Here is a 17,880-nt window from a genome sequence, read left to right as displayed (position 1 = left end):
CTTCCCGACTCCGCGCCGTTCTAAGGAACTTCCCATGACCACGTTCGCTGACGCACCCACCACGACCGGCATCGACCCGGTCCGCGAGCCCGGCAAGCCCGTCGTCGTCCACACCCCGGCCGGCGCCGACCTCGCGTCGGCCGTGGCCTGGCTCACCGCCCACCGCGCCGACATCCAGGCCGAGTTGCACCGCAGTGGCGCGGTACTCCTGCGGGGACTGCCGGTCGATGACGCGGCGTCCTTCGCCGCGGCCCGTGACGCGCTGATCGAGCGGCGCGCCGGCTACAAGGAGAAGGCCACCCCGCGCACCGACTTCGGCGAGGGCGTCTTCTCCTCCACCGACCTGCCGGCCGTGCAGCCGATCCGGCTGCACAACGAAAACAGCTACACCCTGGACTTCCCGGGCGTGCTCCTCTTCGGCTGCGTGACCGCCCCCGAGGAGGGCGGCGCGACCACCGTCGGCGACATGCGCGAGGCCCTGCGCCTGCTGCCGCCGGAGCTGGTGGAGCGCTTCGCGCGGGCCGGCTGGCTGCTCGTGCGCAACTACTCGGAACTGGCCGGCCTGCCCTGGTACAAGACCTTCGCGACGCAGGACAAGGCCGTCGCCGAGGCGTACTGCGAGGAGAACACGGTCGGCTACGAGTGGGTCGACGAGGACGACTCGATGATCACCCGCCAGCGTCGCTCCGCGATCGTCACGCACCCGGTGACGGGCGAGAAGACCTGGTTCAACCACTTCGCCTTCTGGAACAGCCGCACCCTGGACCCGGACATCCGCGAGGTGCTCGTGGAGACGTACGGGGAGGACGGCCTGCCGTTCAACACCTACCTGGGGGACGGCTCCCGGCTGACCGACGCCGAGGTCGACGCGATCAACGCCGTCTACGACCGGGTCACCGTACGGGAGACCTGGCAGCAGGGCGACCTGATGATCGTGGACAACATCCTGTGCGCGCACGGCCGTGAGGCGTACAAGGGCGACCGGAAGATCCTCGTCGCGATGGGCGAGCCGGTCGCGCTGGCCGAGTGCTCCCCCGAGACCCAGCCGTCCACCACCGTTTTCGCCGGGGAGTGACCACCATGACCGCCGTACTTCCCGAGCGTGCCCGTACCGACGAGGGCGCGGACGCCCCCACCGACCTGCTGGCCCGCCTCGCGCTGGCGCCCGCCGCACGCACCGCCGTCGTGGCCGGGGACCGTGAGCTGACCTTCGCCGCACTGCGCGCGGAGGCGATGCGCATCGCGGGGCGGCTCGCCGCCCGCGGCATCGGGCCGGAGAGCGTGGTCGCGCTGTGCCTGCCCCGCGGTGCCTCGCTGGTGGCCGCCCTGATCGGCACCCTGACCGCGGGGGCCGCCTACCTGCCCGTCGACCCGAAGCTGCCCGCCGAGCGGCGCCGCTACCTGGTGGAGGACTCGGGCGCCGACCTGGTGGTCATGGCCGGCGCCGGGGACGAACCGCCGGCACCCGGCGTGGCGGCCGTCGCGGTGGCCGAACTGACCGCGCCCGACGGGGTGGAGGCCGCCTACGCCCCCGTGCCGGTGAGCGGCGACACCCTGGCGTACGTCATCTACACCTCCGGCTCCACGGGCCGGCCCAAGGGCGTCGAGATCGGCCGGGCGGCCGCCTCCGCGCTGCTGGCCGAGCTGGAGGGTGCGGGCATCGCCGTCACCGAGGGCGGCCGGGTCGGCTGGAACGCCTCGCCGTCGTTCGACGCCTCCGTGCAGCAGTGGGTCCGGCTGTGCCGGGGTGACACCCTGGTGATGATCGACGACGAGACCCGCGCGGACCCGGCGCTGCTGGCCGCACTGGTCGACGAGCAGGCGCTGACCGATCTGGACATCACGCCCTCGCACGCCGACCCGCTGCTGGACCTGCTCACTGCCGACGGCGGTCCGCGCCCGCTGACGCTGCTGGTCGGCGGAGAGGCGATCGGCCCCGCACTGTGGCGGCGTCTGGGCGAGCGGTGCGCGCAGGGGGTGCTGCGTACCGTCAACCTGTACGGGCCCACCGAGTGCACCGTCGATTCCACGGCGGGCTGGGTGGACCCGGCCGACGCCCCGCACATCGGGAGCGGGCTGCCGGGCCTGCGGATGCGGGTGCTGGACGAGAAGCTGAACCCGGTGGCGGAGGGTGACAGCGGCGAGCTGTACCTGGCGGGCCCGCGCGTGGGCCGCGGCTACCGGCGCCGCCCGGGGCTCACGGCGGAGCGGTTCGTGGCGGACTCCGGGGAGGCGGCCGCGTACGGCGGCCGGATGTACCGCACAGGTGACCTCGTACGGCTCCTGCCGGGCGGCCGGCTGGCCTGTCTGGGCCGGGCCGACGGGCAGGTCAAGCTCCGCGGTCACCGGATCGAACTCCCGGAGATCGAAGCGGCGTTGACCGCGATGCCGGAGGTCGCCGAAGCGGCCGTGGTGCTGCGGGACGACGTCCACGGGGCGCCCGGTCTGGTCGCCTACCACCGCGGCTCCGTCAGCGGGTCCGCGCTGCGCGACCGGCTGTCCACCACGCTTCCGGCCTACATGGTCCCGGCGGCCTTCGTCGCCCTGGACCGCTTCCCCACCACCACCAACGGCAAGCTGGACCGGTCCGCGCTGCCCGCCCCCGGCCCGGCCCCGGTGGGAGGGCCCGCCGCGGCGGCCGACGGGATGACGCGCTCGCAGGAGCTGATCGCCGGAGTGTGGGCGAGCGTCCTGGGCGCCCCGCACATCGGACCGGACGACAACTTCTTCAAGCTGGGCGGCCATTCCCTGCTCGCGATCAAGCTGGTGTCGCGGGTCCGGGCCGAACTGCGGGTGGCGCTCCCGGTGAAGGCCGTGTACGCCAACCCGCGGCTGCGGGACCTTGCCGCACACATCGACACCCTCGTGGGGGCGACCGCCGCGGCGGCCGCCGAGCGCCAGGACGGATGAGGACATGACCGTGATCCCGTTGTCGTTCGCCCAGCGGCGGCTGTGGTTCCTGGGCCGGCTGCACGGCCCGTCCGCCGCCTACAACGCCCCCGTCGTCCTGCGCCTCGACGCGGAACCCGACGCCGTCGCCCTCGGGGCGGCCCTCGCCGACGTGGTGGAGCGTCACGAGGTGCTGCGCACCGTCCTGCCCGCGGGCGCGGACGCGGAGCCCTGCCAGCGGGTGCTGGACGCGGCCACCGTACCGGGGCTCGCGGCGGTACGGTGCGCGGCGGCCGAACGGGATACGGCCGTGGCCGCGTTCGTCCGCGAGACGATCGACATCACCGCCGAACCGCCGCTCCGGGCGCGGCTGTTCACCTCCGGTGACGGGAACCCGGTCCTGGCCCTGCTGATCCACCACGTGGCAACCGACGGGCTGTCCGTGCGTCCGCTGCTGCGCGACCTGGCCCGGGCGTACGAGGCCCGGCTCGCCGGGCGGGCACCGGGCTGGGAGCCGCTGCCCGTGCAGTACACGGACTACAGCCTCTGGCAGCACGAGCTGCTCGGGGACCCCGCCGACCCGGACAGCCTGGCCCGGGAGCAGCTGGACCACTGGCGGGCCGCCCTCGACGGCGCTCCGGCGGTGATCGACCTGCCCGCCGACCGGCCGCGGCCCGTCGAGCCGTCCGGCCGGGGCGCCCTGGTGCGCGGGCGGCTCGACGCGGCGGCGCACGGCGGGCTGCTCGCCCTGGCGCGCGGGCAGCGGGCGAGCCTGACCATGGTGGCCCGGGCGGCACTGGCGGCCGCGCTGTCCGCCTGCGGAGCGGGTGAGGACGTGGTGATCGGCGCGCCCGTGGCGGGGCGCCCGGACGAGGACCTGTACGACCTGGTCGGCTTCTTCGTCAACTCCCTCGCCCTGCGCACCGATCTGTCGGGGGATCCGAGCGTCGGGGAGCTGGTCGGGCGGGTCCGGGACGCGGACCTGGCGGCGTTCGAGCACCAGGAGCTGCCCTTCGACCTGCTGGTGGAGCACCTGGCCCCCGAACGGGCGCTGGGGCACCACCCGTTCTTCCAGGTGATGCTGACCGTGGAGGCGGGCGGCGAGGCGTCCGCGGAGGTGGCGCTGGGCGGCGGTGTCGGCGCCCGGCTCACGGACGTCGGCCTGGACTCCGCGAAGTTCGACCTCACCTGGTACTGCGCCGAGCGGCACACGGCGGACGGGCGGCCGGACGGTCTCGACGTCTCGCTGCAGTACGCCTGCGACCTCTTCGACGGGGCCACGGCCCGGCTGCTGCTGGAGGTCTACGTACGGACCCTGGAGGTCTTCGCCGCCGACCCGCTGCACCGTCCGGGCGGGGCGGCCCTGCTGGGGGCCGAGGAGTCCGCGGCCCTGGCCCGGCGGCCCGCGCGGACGGCCGTCGTGTCCCGCCCGCAGAGCGGCGCTCCCGGGCCGGCGCGGCGGGACGTCCTGTCCCCCCGCGAGGAGATCCTGTGCGGGCTGTTCGCGGAGGTACTGGGCCGGGAGGAGCTGGCCGCCGACGCCAACTTCTTCCGCAACGGCGGGCATTCGCTGCTCGCGGGCAAACTGGTCAACCGGATCCGGGGCGCGCTCGGCCTGGAACTCGGCATCCGCGACCTGTTCCTCGCCCCCACCCCGTCCGCCCTGCACGGGCGCCTGGCCGAGCGGGGTGCGGTGGCCGCGGCCCGGCCCGCACTGACCCCCGCCGCGCACCGGCCGGAGCGGATCCCGCTGTCCGCCGCGCAGCGCGCGCTGTGGCTGGTCGGCCGGATCGAGGGCCCCTCGGCCACGTACAACGCCCCGCTGGTGCTGCGCCTGGACGGCGTGCCCGGGCGGCAGGCACTCTCGGCCGCGCTGGCCGACGTCGTGGAGCGGCACGAGGTGCTGCGCACCGTCTACGGGGCCGAAGGCGGGGAACCGTACCAGCGGGTCCTGGACACCCCGGCGGAGCTGCTGGAGAGCGTGGGGTGCACCCCGGACGACCTGGAGGAGCGGGTGGCCCGGTTCGGCCGGGAAACCTTCGACCTGGCGGTCCGGCCACCGCTGCGCGTACGGCTCTTCCTGCCGGGCGACGGCACCAGCGTGCTGGTCCTGCTCGTCCACCACATCGCCACCGACGGCTGGTCCCTGGCCCCCCTGCTGCGGGATCTGGGCGAAGCCTACGGGGCCCGGTGCGCGGGCCGGTCACCCGGGTGGCGCCCGCTGCCGGTGCAGTACGCCGACTACGCGCTCTGGCAGGCGGAGCTGCTGGCCGACCCGGCCGCGCTGCTGGACCACTGGAAGACGGCCCTGGACGGGATGGCCGCCCGCACCCCGCTGCCGGCCGACCGGCCGCGCCCCGCCGAACCCTCGGGCCGTGGCGCCACCCTGACGGCCCGGCTCGACGCGCAGGCCCACCGCGGGCTGGCGGCGCTGGCCCGCACCCGGCGGGCCAGCCTGTTCATGGTGGCCCGCTCCGCCCTGGCGGCGGCCCTGTCCGCCACCGGCGCGGGCCCGGACGTGGCGATCGGCACACCCGTGGCCGGCCGCGCGGACCAGGACCTGCACGAGCTGGTCGGCTGCTTCGTCAACTCCCTGGTCCTGCGCGCCGATCTGTCGGGTAACCCGGCGGTCGGTGAACTGGTCGAGCGGGTCCGGGACGCGGACCTCGCGGCCTTCGACCACCAGGACCTGCCGTTCGGCCTGCTGGTGGAGCACCTGTCGGAGGAAGGCGGCCGCACCCTGGGCGAGCACCCCTTCTTCCAGGTGATGCTGACCGTGCAGGAGTCGGCGCAGGACGCGGTGCGGCTGGGCCCGCTCACCGGGCGCGCCACCAGCACCGACCTCGGCGCCGCGAAGTTCGACCTCTCCTTCCACTGCGCCGGACGCCGGTCGGCGGACGGCGGCCCGGACGGGCTCGACGTGTACGTCCAGTACGCGCAGGACCTGTTCGACGAGCCCACCGCGCGGTTGCTGCTGGAGGTGTTCGTGAGGGCGCTCGGCGCCTTCGCCGTCTCGGCTGACGCCCGGCTGGGCGAACTGGAGCTGCTCACGCAGGCGGAGCGGCAGTCGATCGCCGAGCGACGGGCCCGGCTCGCGGCCGCCCCGGCAGCCCCGGCCCCCGCGGCGGCGCACGGTACGGCGGCCCCCTCCCCGCGCGCGGAGATCTTGTGCGGCCTCTTCGCGGAGGTGCTCGGCCGGGACCGGGTCGGCCCGGAGGAGAACTTCTTCAAGGCCGGCGGGCACTCCCTGCTCGCCAGCAAGCTCGTGAACCGCATCCGGTCCGTACTGGGCGTCGAGGCGGGGATCAGGGACCTGTTCCTGGCCCCGACGCCGGCCGCCCTGCACCGCCGCCTGGGGTCCGCGTCGGGGACCTCGCGGCCCGCGCCCGCTCCCGTACCGCCGGAGCGGCGCCCCGAGCGGATCCCGCTGTCGTACGCGCAGCGCCGGCTGTGGTTCACCGACCAGCTGGAAGGGCCCTCGCCCACCTACAACATCGCGCTGGTCCGGCGGCTGGACCGGCCGCTCGACCCGGCGGCGCTGGCCGGGGCGCTGGCCGACGTGGCCGCCCGGCACGAGGTGCTGCGCACCGTGTACGGGACCGGGGGCGGGGAGCCGTACCAGAAGGTGCTGGTGGGCGCCCGCCCGCAGTTGGAGCTGGGCCGCCCCGCGGACGTGCCGGCAGCGGTGGACGAGGCGGCCGCGTACGTCTTCGACCTGACCCGCGAACTCCCCTTCCGGGCCTGGCTCTTCCTGCCCGAGGGGGACGGCCCGCAGACGCTGGTCCTGCTGCTGCACCACATCGCGGCGGACGGCTGGTCGACGGGGCCGTTGCTCGCGGACCTGGCCGCGGCCTACGAGGCGCGGCTGGCCGGGGGCGCGCCCCGCTGGGAACCGTTGCCGGTCCAGTACGCCGACTACGCGCTGTGGCAGCGCGAGCTGCCCACGGCGGGTGAGTTCGACTACTGGGAGCGGGCGCTGGCGGGGCTGGCGCCGCTGATCGACCTGCCCACGGAGCGGGAGCGGCCGGCCGAGCCTTCGGGCCGGGGTGCCGTCACCGGTTTCGCGGTGACCCCGGACACGCACCGGCGGCTGGTGCGGGTCGCGCACGCGCACGGCGCCACCCTGTTCATGGTGGTGCAGGCGGCGCTCGCCGCCGCGCTGACCCGGCTCGGCGCGGGGACCGACCTCGCGGTGGGCACGGCGGTCGCGGGGCGGTCCGACGAGGCGCTGTCGGGGCTGGTCGGCTTCTTCGTGAACACGCTGGTGCTGCGCACCGACACCTCCGGGGACCCGGCCTTCGGCGAGCTGCTGGGCCGGGTGCGGGACGCGGACCTGGCCGCCTACGAACACCAGGACCTGCCCTTCGACCGGCTGGTGGAGCACCTCAACCCGCACCGGTCGGCCGCCCACGAGGCGCTGGTGCAGGTCATGCTCCAGGTCGGCCCGGCGGGCGCGGTCCCGTCCTGTGCAGCCGGTCCGCTGGCGGGCGAGGAACTCGGCTACCGGGCCGGATCGGCCAAGTCGGACCTCACCTTCGCCCTGACGGAGAACGCGGACGGCGGGATGTCCGGGGTGCTGGAGTACGCGACCGACCTGTACGGACCCTCGGGCGCCCGGCGCCTGACCGACCTCTTGGTGGCGGCGCTGGACCTGTTCGCGGCGGACCCGTCGCTGCGCGTCGGGGACCTCCCCGCGCCTGCCGACAGGCGGCCGGCCGAGCGGCCCCTGATCGGCGGCTACCGCATCGACCTGGGGTACATCGCCTCGGTGCTCGCGGAGCACCCGGCCGTGTCCCGGGCGCGGGCCGAGGCGGTGGACGGCCGGCTGGTCGCACACGCCGAGGGGACGGTCACCGAGGCGGAACTCCAGGCCTGGGCGGCGGAGCGGCTGCCGGAGTACGCGGTGCCTTCGGCGGTCCACCTCCCCGCGGCCGCGCCGCAGCCGCAGACCCCGGCGGACGAGGGCCTCACGACCGCCCTGCTGAGGCTGTTCGCGGAGGTCCTGGAGAACGGCCGCGTCACCCCGGACGCCAACTTCTTCAAGTCGGGCGGGCATTCGCTGCTCGCGGTCCGGCTGGTCAACCGGGTACGGGCGGAGCTGGGCCGGGAGCTCACCATCCGGGAGGTCTTCCGCCACCCGACCCCGGCGAAACTGGCGGCCCTGCTGGCGGCAGCCGCCCCGGCCGCCGCCCCCGCCCCGGCCCTGCGCCGCCGCACCCAGTCGGGGGCACGCGTCCGCTGAGACGGTCCGCCGGGCCCGGCGCCCGTGGTGCCGGGCCCGGCGGCCGTCACGAACGTTCACACCGGCCGGAACACCCGCAAACAGTGCCGAATGTTCACGCGATGGAGGGAACCGGCACATCCAACACCTTCGCCGTACCCCGGGGCCCACTAGCGTGGCGCATGTACACACCACCGATGACCGGCCCCCGGCGCCCACTCGGGCGGGCATCGCGAGCTGCCCGAGGGACCCCGGTTGACGGATCGCAGGACGGCACGACAGCGCGGCGGCTCCAGGTGGCCCCGTACCCGGTACCGGTTCGACACCGTCATGGCCCGCGGGACGTCGGTCCTGATCGGCTGGCTCACGCTGGTCTGCCTGGCCATCGTCGTCCCCGCCAGTGCCGCTCTGGTCTGGGCCGACCCCGGGGCCCCCCGCAGCTGGCCCGGGCGGCTCGTCGCGGTCTGGGTCAGCGTCGGTCAGACCTTGAAGATCGGGGGCGCCGTCGGCAGCCCGCTGTACGTGGTGTTCTCGGTCGTACTGGCCCTCGTCGCCCTGCTGTTCGTCTCCACCCTGGTCAGCCTGATCACCACCGGCCTCAACGACAAGGTCCTGGCCCTGCGGCGCGGCCGTTCGACCGTGCTGGAACAGGGGCATTCGGTACTGCTCGGCTGGTCGGAGCAGGTCTTCCCCATCGTCTCCGAACTGGTGGCCGCCAACTCCAATCAGCGCCGGGCCGTCGTGGCCGTCCTCGGTCCGAAGGACAAGACGGAGATGGAAGACGAGATCGCCACCGCGACCGGCCGGCTCGGCCGCACCCGCCTGATCTGCCGGACCGGGGTGACCACCGACCCCGCGGTGATCGCCCTCGTCAGCCCGCACACCGCACGCTCCGTCCTGGTCCTCACCCACGACGGGCAGGACGGCGACGCGCACGTGGTCAAGACGCTGCTCTCCTTGGAGGCGGCCGTGCGCGGGCGGGGCCGCCCCACGGTCGTGGCCGCGGTCCGCGACGGCCGCCACCACCGCGCCGCGCAGCTGGCCGCCGGACGCCACGGGCGGGTGCTGAACATCGAGGAGGTCACCGCCCGCCTGATCGCGCAGACGTCCCGGCAGCCCGGGCTCTCCCTCGTCCACCAGGAACTGCTGGACTTCGCCGGGGACGAGTTCTACACGGTCGGCGAACCGGCCCTCGCCGGCCTCACCTTCGGCGAGCTGCTCCTCGCGTACGCCACGTCGAGCGTCGTCGGCATCCTGCGGGCCGGCGGCGACGTCGAACTCAATCCCGCCCCCGGCTCCGTACTGGCCCGCGAGGACCGCATCATCGTCATCACGAGGGACGACGACACCGCGGTACCGGTGGAGCGGCCGCTCGCCGTCGACGAGGACGCGATCGTGCTGCCCGCTGCGGTGACCACCCCACCCGAACGCATCCTGCTGCTGGGCTGGAACCGGCGGGCCCCGCTGATCCTGGACCAGCTGGACCTGGGCGTGCCGCCGGGCACGGCGCTGACGGTCGTCGCACAGGGCGGCGAAGCGCTGCGGGAGGCCGGCCGCAGGGGCCGTTCGGCGCGCCGGATGCGGGTCCGGGTGCACGACGGGGACACCACCGACCCGCGGGTGCTGGAGCACCTGGACGTCCTGTCGTTCGACCGGGTGATCGTCCTCGGGTACGACGCCACGGACCGGACGGGCGGTGCGCTCGCGGGGGACGACCGGACGCTGGTGACGCTGCTGCACCTGCGGGCTCTGGAGGAGGCCTCGGGCCGCGAGCTGGCCGTGGTCACGGAGATGACGGACGACCGCAACCGGCTGCTCGCCCCGGCCCGGGCGGGGGCCGACTTCATCGTCGGCGGCCGGCTCGTCAGTCTGCTGATGACGCAGATCGCCGAGAACCGCCACCTCGCCGAGGTCTTCGCGCTCCTGTTCGCGGCCGACGGCCCCGGCCTGCACCTGGCCCCCGCCGCGCACTTCGTGCGACTGGGGCGCCCCGTCCCCTTCGCCACGGTGGTGGAGTCCGGGCGGCGGCGGGGCCTTTGCGTCATCGGGTACCGGCTCCACGGGGACGGCGCGGTCGGCCCTTCCTACGGTGTACGGCTCAACCCCGACAAGCGGGACGCCGTGCGCTTCGGGGCCGAGGACTCGGTCATCGTGCTGGCACCTGAATCCGTACACCGCGCCGCCGTGCCGGGTCCGGCACGGCCCGGTGAGCGGTCCTCCGCCCCGGCCGGACCCGCGAACCCCTGACGGCCGGCGGGCGGGCGGGCGCCCGGGCGGCGGCAGTTGCGGGCGGCAGGAACGGGTGCGGGAGCTGCCGCGGGGACTGCCCGCCGGGGGCCCGCGAGGTACTTAGCGTGGAGGCCACGGAGTCCTCTCCGCACCCTTCCCCTCGCCTGGAGGCCCCGCGATGCCCTCGACCGCCCCCACCGCCTCCGCCGTCCTGGACGGCGGGCCGGCGATCACCCCCGCACCCGGTGTGCTCGACCGGATCGCCGCCCAGGACGCCGAGCGCGTCGCGCTGGTGGACGGCGAGCGCCGGCTGACCTACGGGCAGCTCGCCCTCGCGGTGGCCTTCCGCGCAGACGAACTGGCGGGGGCGGGCGCGGGCCCGGGGCGGCTGGTGGCCGTGCACCGGCCCCGGGGCGCCGACGCCGTGGTGGGGCTGCTGGCAGCCCTGCGGACCGGGGCCGCGTACCTGCCCCTGGACCCGGGAGCGCCGGCCGCGCGCAACGCCTCGATCCTCGCCGACTGCGCCGGAGCCGACGTACCGCTGACCGAGGGCGAGTCGGTGCTGCCCGGGCCGGGGGTCTGCCGGGACGCCGCCTACGTGATCTACACCTCGGGCTCCACGGGCACTCCCAACGGCGTCGTGGTCGGCCGGGAGGCGCTGGCCCACTTCGTCGCCGGGGCCACCGCCCGGTACGGCATCACCGCCGGGGACCGGGTCCTGCAGTTCGCGCCGCTGCACTTCGACGCGAGCGTCGAGGAGGTCTTCTTGACCCTCGGCGCCGGCGGCACGCTCGTCCTGCGCGACGAGGACATGCTCGACGTCCCCGGACTGCTGGCCGGCTGCGTGGCGCACGGCATCACCGTCCTCGACCTTCCCACCGCCTACTGGCACGAGCTGGCCCACGCCCTCGCCACGGGCGTCGCCGAACTCCCGCCGACGCTGCGGACGGTGGTCATCGGCGGGGAGGCCGCGCTGCCCGAGCGGGTCGCCCAGTGGTGCCGGGCGGTGGACCCGGACCGGGTGCGGCTGCTGAACACCTACGGCCCCACCGAGGCGACCGTGGTGGCCACCGTGGCCGACCTGTCCCGGCACCCGGGTGGACCGGTACCGATCGGCCTGCCCCTTCCCGGGGTCCGGACGGCGGTGGTCGACGGCGAACTGTGGCTGCTGGGCGGCGGGTTGGCGAGCGGCTACCTGGGCAGGCCCGAGTTGACCGCCACCCGCTTCGCCGCGCTGGAGGGGCAGCGGGCCTACCGGACCGGTGACCTGGTCCACGTGCGCGAGGAGGACGGGCAGCTCGGGTTCCAGGGCCGCGCCGACGACGAGGTGAAGATCAACGGGCACCGGGTGGACCCGGCGTCCGTGGAGTCGGTCCTCACCGGCCACCCCGGCGTGCGCGAGGCGGCCGTCGTCCCCCGGGAAACGCCCGACGGCGTGAAGCGGCTCGTGGCGTTCGTGGTCGCCGACGCCGGGGTGGGCGCCGCCGCGCTGCGCTCCCGCGTACGGGCCGCGCTCCCGGCGGCGGCCGTGCCGAGCGCCGTGCACCTGGTCGACGCGCTGCCCCGGACCTCCTCCGGGAAAATAGACCGCAAGCTGCTCAGGGCACCGGTGGACGACGGCGCCGCCGACCGCGTCTTCGACGGCGTGGTCCTGCCCGCCGAAGACCGGGTGCCGCTCTCCTTCGCCCAGCGCCGCCTGTGGTTCCTGGCCGGTCTGGAGGGGCCGTCGGCCACCTACAACCTGCCGCTCGTCCTGCGGCTGGACGCCGTCCCCGACCGACGGGCACTGGCCGCGGCCCTCGCCGATGTCGTGGAGCGGCACGAGGTGCTGCGCACCGTGTACCCGGCCGTGGACGGCGAGCCCTACCAGCACGTCCTGGCGGCGCCCGAGGTGCCGCTGACGGTTCGGGACTGCACGCCGGAGGAACTGGCCCCCCTGGTCGCCCGCTTCACCGCCGGCACCTTCGACCTCGGCGCCCACCTCCCGCTGCGGGCCCGGCTCTTCCTGCCCGGGGACGGCTCGGCGACCCTGGCACTGCTGACCCACCACATCGCCACCGACGGATGGTCGGTCCCGCCGCTGCTGCGCGACCTCGGGCAGGCCTACCAGGCCCGGCTGGGCGGCGGCACACCCCGGTGGGAGCCGCTGCCGGTGCAGTACGCCGACTACACCTTGTGGCAGCAGGAACTCCTGGCGGACCCGGCGCCGTTGCTGGCCCACTGGCGGGACGCCCTCGACGGGATGCCGGCCGTCCTGGACCTGCCCGCCGACCGGCCCCGGCCCGCCGAGCCGACCGGAGAGGGCGCCACCCTGACCGCCCGGCTGGACGCCGGCGCGCACCGGCGGCTGGCGGCGCTCGCCGAGGACCGCGGGGCCAGCATGCTGATGGCCCTCCAGCCGGCGCTCGCCCTGACCCTGGCCGCCGCAGGGGCCGGTACGGACATCGCCGTCGGCACCCCGGTGGCCGGCCGGGGCGACGAGGCCCTCTCCGATCTGGTCGGCTTCTTCGTCAACACCCTCGTCCTGCGCACCGACGTCGCCGGCGGCGCCTGCTACGCGGAGCTCGTGGACCGGGCGCGCGAGGCGGACCTCGCGGCCTACGCCCACCAGGAACTCCCCTTCGACCTGCTGGTGGAGCACCTCAACCCGGAGCGCGGCCTGGCCGTGAACCCGTTCTTCCAGGTGATGCTGACCGTACAGGAGGAGGGTGACACGGCCCTGGACCTCGGCGGGGGCCTGACCGGCCGCTTCGTCGAACCGGGTCTGGAGGCGGCCAAGTTCGACCTCAGCGCCTCGTGCGTGGAGCTCCCGGACGGCGGCCTGGAGGTGTGGTGGCAGTACGCCGCGGACCTCTTCGACGCCCCGACGGCGCAGCTGCTGCTGGACGTGTTCCTGCGGGCCCTGTCCCGGGCGGCGGACGACCCCCACGGCCCGACCGGTGACGCCGCGCCCCCGCTGCTCACCGAGGAGGAGGCCGCGGCCCTGGCGGAGCGCCGGGAGCGGCTCGCACGGGCCCGCGCCCTGGAGCCGGCGCCCGCGGCCACGGCCGGGGACCCCGCCGTGACGGAGGTGCTCTGCACGCTGTTCGCGGAGGTGATCGGCCTGGGCCGGGTCGCTCCCGACGAGAACTTCTTCTCCGTGGGCGGGCACTCCATGATGGGCGTGCGCCTGGTCAACCGGATCCGGGCCACGCTCGGCGTCGAGGCCCGCATCCGTGACCTCTTCCTCGCCCCGACCCCCGCCGAGCTGGCGGTGCGCCTGTTGCGGGAGGCCGCGCCCGCCGGGCGGCCCGCGCTGGTCCCCGTACCGCCGCAGGAACGGCCCGAGCTGCTCCCGCTGTCGTACGCGCAGCGCCGGCTGTGGTTCGTGGACCAGCTGGAGGGGCCGAGCCGCTCCTACACCATCCCGTTCGCGCTGCGGCTGGAGGGAGCGCCGGATCCGGCGGTGCTGGCCGAGGCCCTCGCCGATGTCGCCGGACGGCACGAGGTGCTGCGCACCGTCTATCCGGCCGTGGACGGTCAGCCGTACCAGCGGATCGTGGAACCGGGCCGGCCCGTACTGGACCTGGTCGCCACCGGGCCGGACGGGCTCGACGCCGCCGTGGACGCCGCCGCCGGCCACGTCTTCGACCTCGCCGCCGAACTCCCCCTCCGGGCCACGCTGATCAGCGCGGAGTCCACTCAGGTGCTGGTGCTGCTCGTCCACCACATCGCGGCCGACGGCTGGTCCACCGGTCCCCTGCTGGCCGACCTGGCGGCCGCCTACGAGGCCCGGCTGGCCGGGGCGGCCCCCGCCTGGCAGCCGCTGCCCGTGCAGTACGCCGACTACACCCTGTGGGAGCGGGCCGCGCTCGACGGGGAGGCCGCTGCCGGGCACCTGGCCTACTGGCAGCAGACCCTCGGCGACGCGCCGCCGGTACTGGAGCTGACCTCCTCCCGTACCCGGCCGGCCGACGCCTCGCACCGCGGCGCGGCGACCCCCCTCGATCTGGACGCCGCGACGCACGCACGGCTGGAGCAGCTCGCCCTGGAGCACGGCACGACGCTGTTCACGGTGGTCCAGGCGGCCTTCGCGGCCCTGCTGACCCGGCACGGGGCGGGCACCGACCTGCCGCTGGGCACGGTGACCGCCGGCCGGGACGACGAGGCGCTCAGCGATCTCGTCGGCTTCTTCGTCAACACCCTGGTCCTGCGCTGCGACACCTCCGGCGACCCGCGTTTCTCGGAGCTGCTGGGCCGGGTCAAGGACACCGACCTCGCGGCCTACGCCCACCAGGACGTGCCCTTCGACCTCGTGGTGGAGCGGCTGAACCCGGTGCGCTCCACCGCCCACCACCCGCTCGTGCAGGCGATCGTCCAGGTCCATCCGGCCGAGCCGCAGACCCCGCCCGGGGCCGCGCTGGCCGGGACCGCGCTGGGCACCGCCTCCGGGTTCACCAAGTTCGACCTGACGGTGTCCCTGTGGGAGGTCCGGGACGCCGGCGGGGCTCCGGGTGGTCTGGCCGGCGTACTGGAGTACGCGACGGACCTCTACGACGCGGACACCGCGGCGCTGCTGGCGACCCATCTGGCCCGCATCCTGCGGGCGGTGGCCGAGGAACCCGGGCAGCGGATCGGTGAGATACCGCTCATGAGCGCCGAGGAGGAGTTCCGGCTGGTCACCGAGTACAACGACACGGCGACCCCTCAGGCACCGTGCGGGCTGGTGCACGAGCGGTTCGCGGCGCAGGCCCGGCGGACCCCCGACCGGATCGCGCTCTCGTACGGGGAGGAGACCCTCACCTTCGCCGAGCTGGACTCCCGCGCCAACGCGCTGGCCCACCGGCTGATCGGGGAGGGCGTGGCGCGGGACGGGGCGGTCACCGTCCTGATGGACCGCACGCCGCACCTGCTGGTGGCGGCGCTGGCGGTGCTCAAGTGCGGAGCCGCTTACGTACCGCTGGACCCACGGCTGCCCGACGCGCGCGTCCGCATGATCAGCCAGGACGTGGCGGCGACGGTGCTGCTGACGCAGGAGGTGCACCTGGGCGGGTCGGCGGTGGAGCAGGAACGCGCCGCCGGCGTGCGGGCCCTGGCCGTCGACACCTTCGTCCCCGAGGGGGACACCACCGATCCGGGGATCGCGGTCGGTGAGGACGCCCTGATGTACGTGATGTTCACCTCCGGCTCCACCGGCCGGCCAAAGGGCGTCGGTGTCACCCACCGCAACGTGGTCGAGCTCGTCACCGACCGGTGCTGGAACCTCGCCAACCACCGGCGGATGCTGGTCCATTCGGCGATCGGGTTCGACGCCTCCACCTACGAGCTGTGGGTGCCGCTGCTGGGCGGCGGGCAGCTCGTCATCGCCCCCGGCGACGGTACCGACGTCGCCGAACTCGACCACGCCATCCGCACCCACGACGTCACGGCCGCCTACTTCACGATGGGCCTGTTCCACATCATGGCCGACGAGGGCCTGGACACCCTCAAGCTCCTGCGCGAGGTCTGGACGGGCGGTGACGTGGCCTCTCCCAGCGCCCTCCAGCGGGTGCTGACCCACTGCCCCGAGACCGTGCTCGTGCACTCCTACGGTCCGACGGAGACGACCTTCGCCTCCCACCAGCAGCGCTTCCCCCTCGCGCGGCGCACCCTGCACGGGGTGTACCTCGGGTCGGCGCTCGACAACACCCGCGTCCACGTCCTGGACGAGCGGCTGCGGCCCGTGCCGCCCGGGGTCGCCGGCGAGATGTACATCGCCGGGACCCAGGTGGCCCGCGGCTACATCGGCCGGCCGGGGCTGACGGCGGAACGGTTCGTCGCCGACCCCTTCGGCGCCGACGGCGGCCGGATGTACCGCACCGGAGACCTGGTGCACTGGACGGCGGACGGTGAACTGCGCTTCATCGGGCGGGCCGACGGCCAGATCAAGCTGCGCGGCTTCCGGATCGAACCCGGCGAGATCGAGGAGACCCTGGCCCGGCACCCGGGGATCGGGCAGGTCGCCGTGGTCGTCTTCGAGGAGGGGCCCGGCGGCAAACGGCTCGTGGCCTACGCGGTTCCGCGCGCCGGTCACACCCTCACCGAGGACGGGCTGCTGCGCTGGGCGGCGGAGGAACTCCCCGAGCACATGGTGCCGTCGGCGGCCGTCCTGCTCGACGCCATCCCGCTGACCGTCAACGGCAAACCCGACCGCAAGGCCCTGCCCGCGCCCGCCCCGGCCGCGCGGCCCGGCGGCCGGGCCCCGCGCACCCCGCGCGAGGAGGTCCTGTGCGGACTGTTCGCCGAGGTCCTGGGCGTCGAGGACGTCGGCATCGACGACAACTTCTTCGGCCTGGGCGGGCATTCGCTGCTCGGAGTGCGTCTGGTCAGCCGGATGCGGACCGTGCTGGGACTGGAGCGAGGGGTCCGCGACCTGTTCCGCACCCCGACCGTGGCCGGGCTGCTGGGCGACGAGCCCACCGGCTTCGACCCGATGGGGGTGCTGCTGCCCCTCACCACCCGTGGCTCGCGGGCCCCCCTGTTCTGCATCCACCCCGGTACCGGCGTCGGCTGGCCCTACGCCGGGCTCACCCAACACCTGGGCCCCGACCAGCCGCTGTACGCGATCCAGGCGCGGGCGCTGAGTGAGCTGGGCCACTCCCCCGAGTCGGTGGAGGAGATGGTCGAGGACTACCTGCCGCTGATCCGGGAGGTCCAGCCGCACGGCCCGTACCGCTTCCTCGGCTGGTCCTTCGGCGGAACCGTCGCGCACGCGCTCGCCGTCCGCCTCGCGGAGCTGGGCGAACGCACCGACCTGCTGGCCATGATGGACGTCCACCTGCTGCCCACCGAACCGGTGCGGCGCCGGATGACGCCCGCGCAGAAGCGGGACATGCTCGTCGGCGACGCCACGCACGAGCCGGCGGACGCACCGTTCGACGTCGACGCGCTGATCGGCCTGGTCCGGTTGAAGGACCCGGTGCTCGGCGCCTTCTCCGACGCGGAGATCCGCTCCGTGATCGGCGCCTCCATCAACCACGCCGAAATCATGAACCTGTACGCCCCGCGCCCGGCCGCCACGGACCTGCTCTTCCTGGCGGCCATCGAGGACGGGGAAACGGAAAACACCCTCGCGCAGCACTGGATTCCCTACATCGAGGGCTGCGTGGAGAATCACGTCATCGGGGTTCCGCACACCAGAATGGGTGAACCGGAACCGCTCGCTTTGATCGGCCGTATCCTTTCCGAGAAATTGAGGAGTCTGTCATGACCAACCCGTTCGACGACAACGAGGGCACCTTCAACGTCGTGGTCAACGCCGAGGGCCAGCACGCCCTGTGGCCGGTCTTCGCCGACGTTCCCGCAGGCTGGGACGTGGTGTGGGGCGAGGGGACGCGGGCGGACGCGCTCGCGTACGTGGAGGAGAACTGGCCGGACATCCGCCCGAAGAGCCTTCTCGCGCAGTACGCCTAGACAGCTTTGGGTAATCGAGGAGCCGTGTCCCGCACCGCGGGGCGCGGCTTCTCGCGTGCCCGCGTCCGGAATTCGCCCGGAATTCCTCCATACTGCCGCAGGAACTTCCC

6 protein-coding genes are annotated in these 17,880 nt (G+C 74.7%); all 6 read left to right on the top strand.

The genetic code is table 11. The features are described 5' to 3' along the window. Window positions 1-34 precede the first annotated feature (34 nt). The 6 genes from OHA81_RS27560 to OHA81_RS27535 all read left to right on the top strand — a co-directional run bounded on the left by OHA81_RS27560 (window position 35) and on the right by OHA81_RS27535 (window position 17,770). Window positions 35-1,075: a TauD/TfdA family dioxygenase gene (locus tag OHA81_RS27560; RefSeq protein WP_329200256.1), complete on the top strand. Its 1,041-nt coding sequence runs from the start codon at window positions 35-37 to the stop codon at window positions 1,073-1,075. 5 nt (window positions 1,076-1,080) lie between these two features. Further along, window positions 1,081-2,910, top strand: coding sequence for a non-ribosomal peptide synthetase (locus OHA81_RS27555; RefSeq protein ID WP_329200254.1), 1,830 nt, complete (start codon window positions 1,081-1,083; stop codon window positions 2,908-2,910). Window positions 2,911-2,920: 10 nt separating this feature from the next. Further along, window positions 2,921-8,131 carry a condensation domain-containing protein gene (locus OHA81_RS27550; protein WP_443056799.1) on the top strand — a complete coding sequence of 1,737 codons (5,211 nt, stop codon included), beginning with the start codon at window positions 2,921-2,923 and terminating at the stop codon, window positions 8,129-8,131. A gap of 309 nt (window positions 8,132-8,440) precedes the next feature. Further along, window positions 8,441-10,357, top strand: coding sequence for a CASTOR/POLLUX-related putative ion channel (locus OHA81_RS27545; RefSeq protein WP_329200252.1), 1,917 nt, complete (start codon window positions 8,441-8,443; stop codon window positions 10,355-10,357). Between the two features lie 160 nt (window positions 10,358-10,517). Further along, the gene (locus OHA81_RS27540) at window positions 10,518-17,567 is read left to right on the top strand and encodes a non-ribosomal peptide synthetase (protein WP_329200250.1); all 7,050 of its coding nucleotides are present in this window, start codon (window positions 10,518-10,520) and stop codon (window positions 17,565-17,567) included. Further along, window positions 17,564-17,770 (top strand): MbtH family protein, encoded by a 207-nt coding sequence (locus OHA81_RS27535; protein ID WP_329200248.1) that lies wholly within the window; start codon window positions 17,564-17,566, stop codon window positions 17,768-17,770. The genes OHA81_RS27540 and OHA81_RS27535 overlap by 4 nt, the downstream gene beginning before the upstream one ends. The last annotated feature ends 110 nt before the right edge of the window (window positions 17,771-17,880 follow it).

This window comes from Streptomyces sp. NBC_00667 (genome assembly GCF_036226825.1).
Taxonomy (GTDB): Bacteria; Actinomycetota; Actinomycetes; order Streptomycetales; family Streptomycetaceae; genus Streptomyces.
This window is presented reverse-complemented; position numbering and strand designations above follow the sequence as displayed.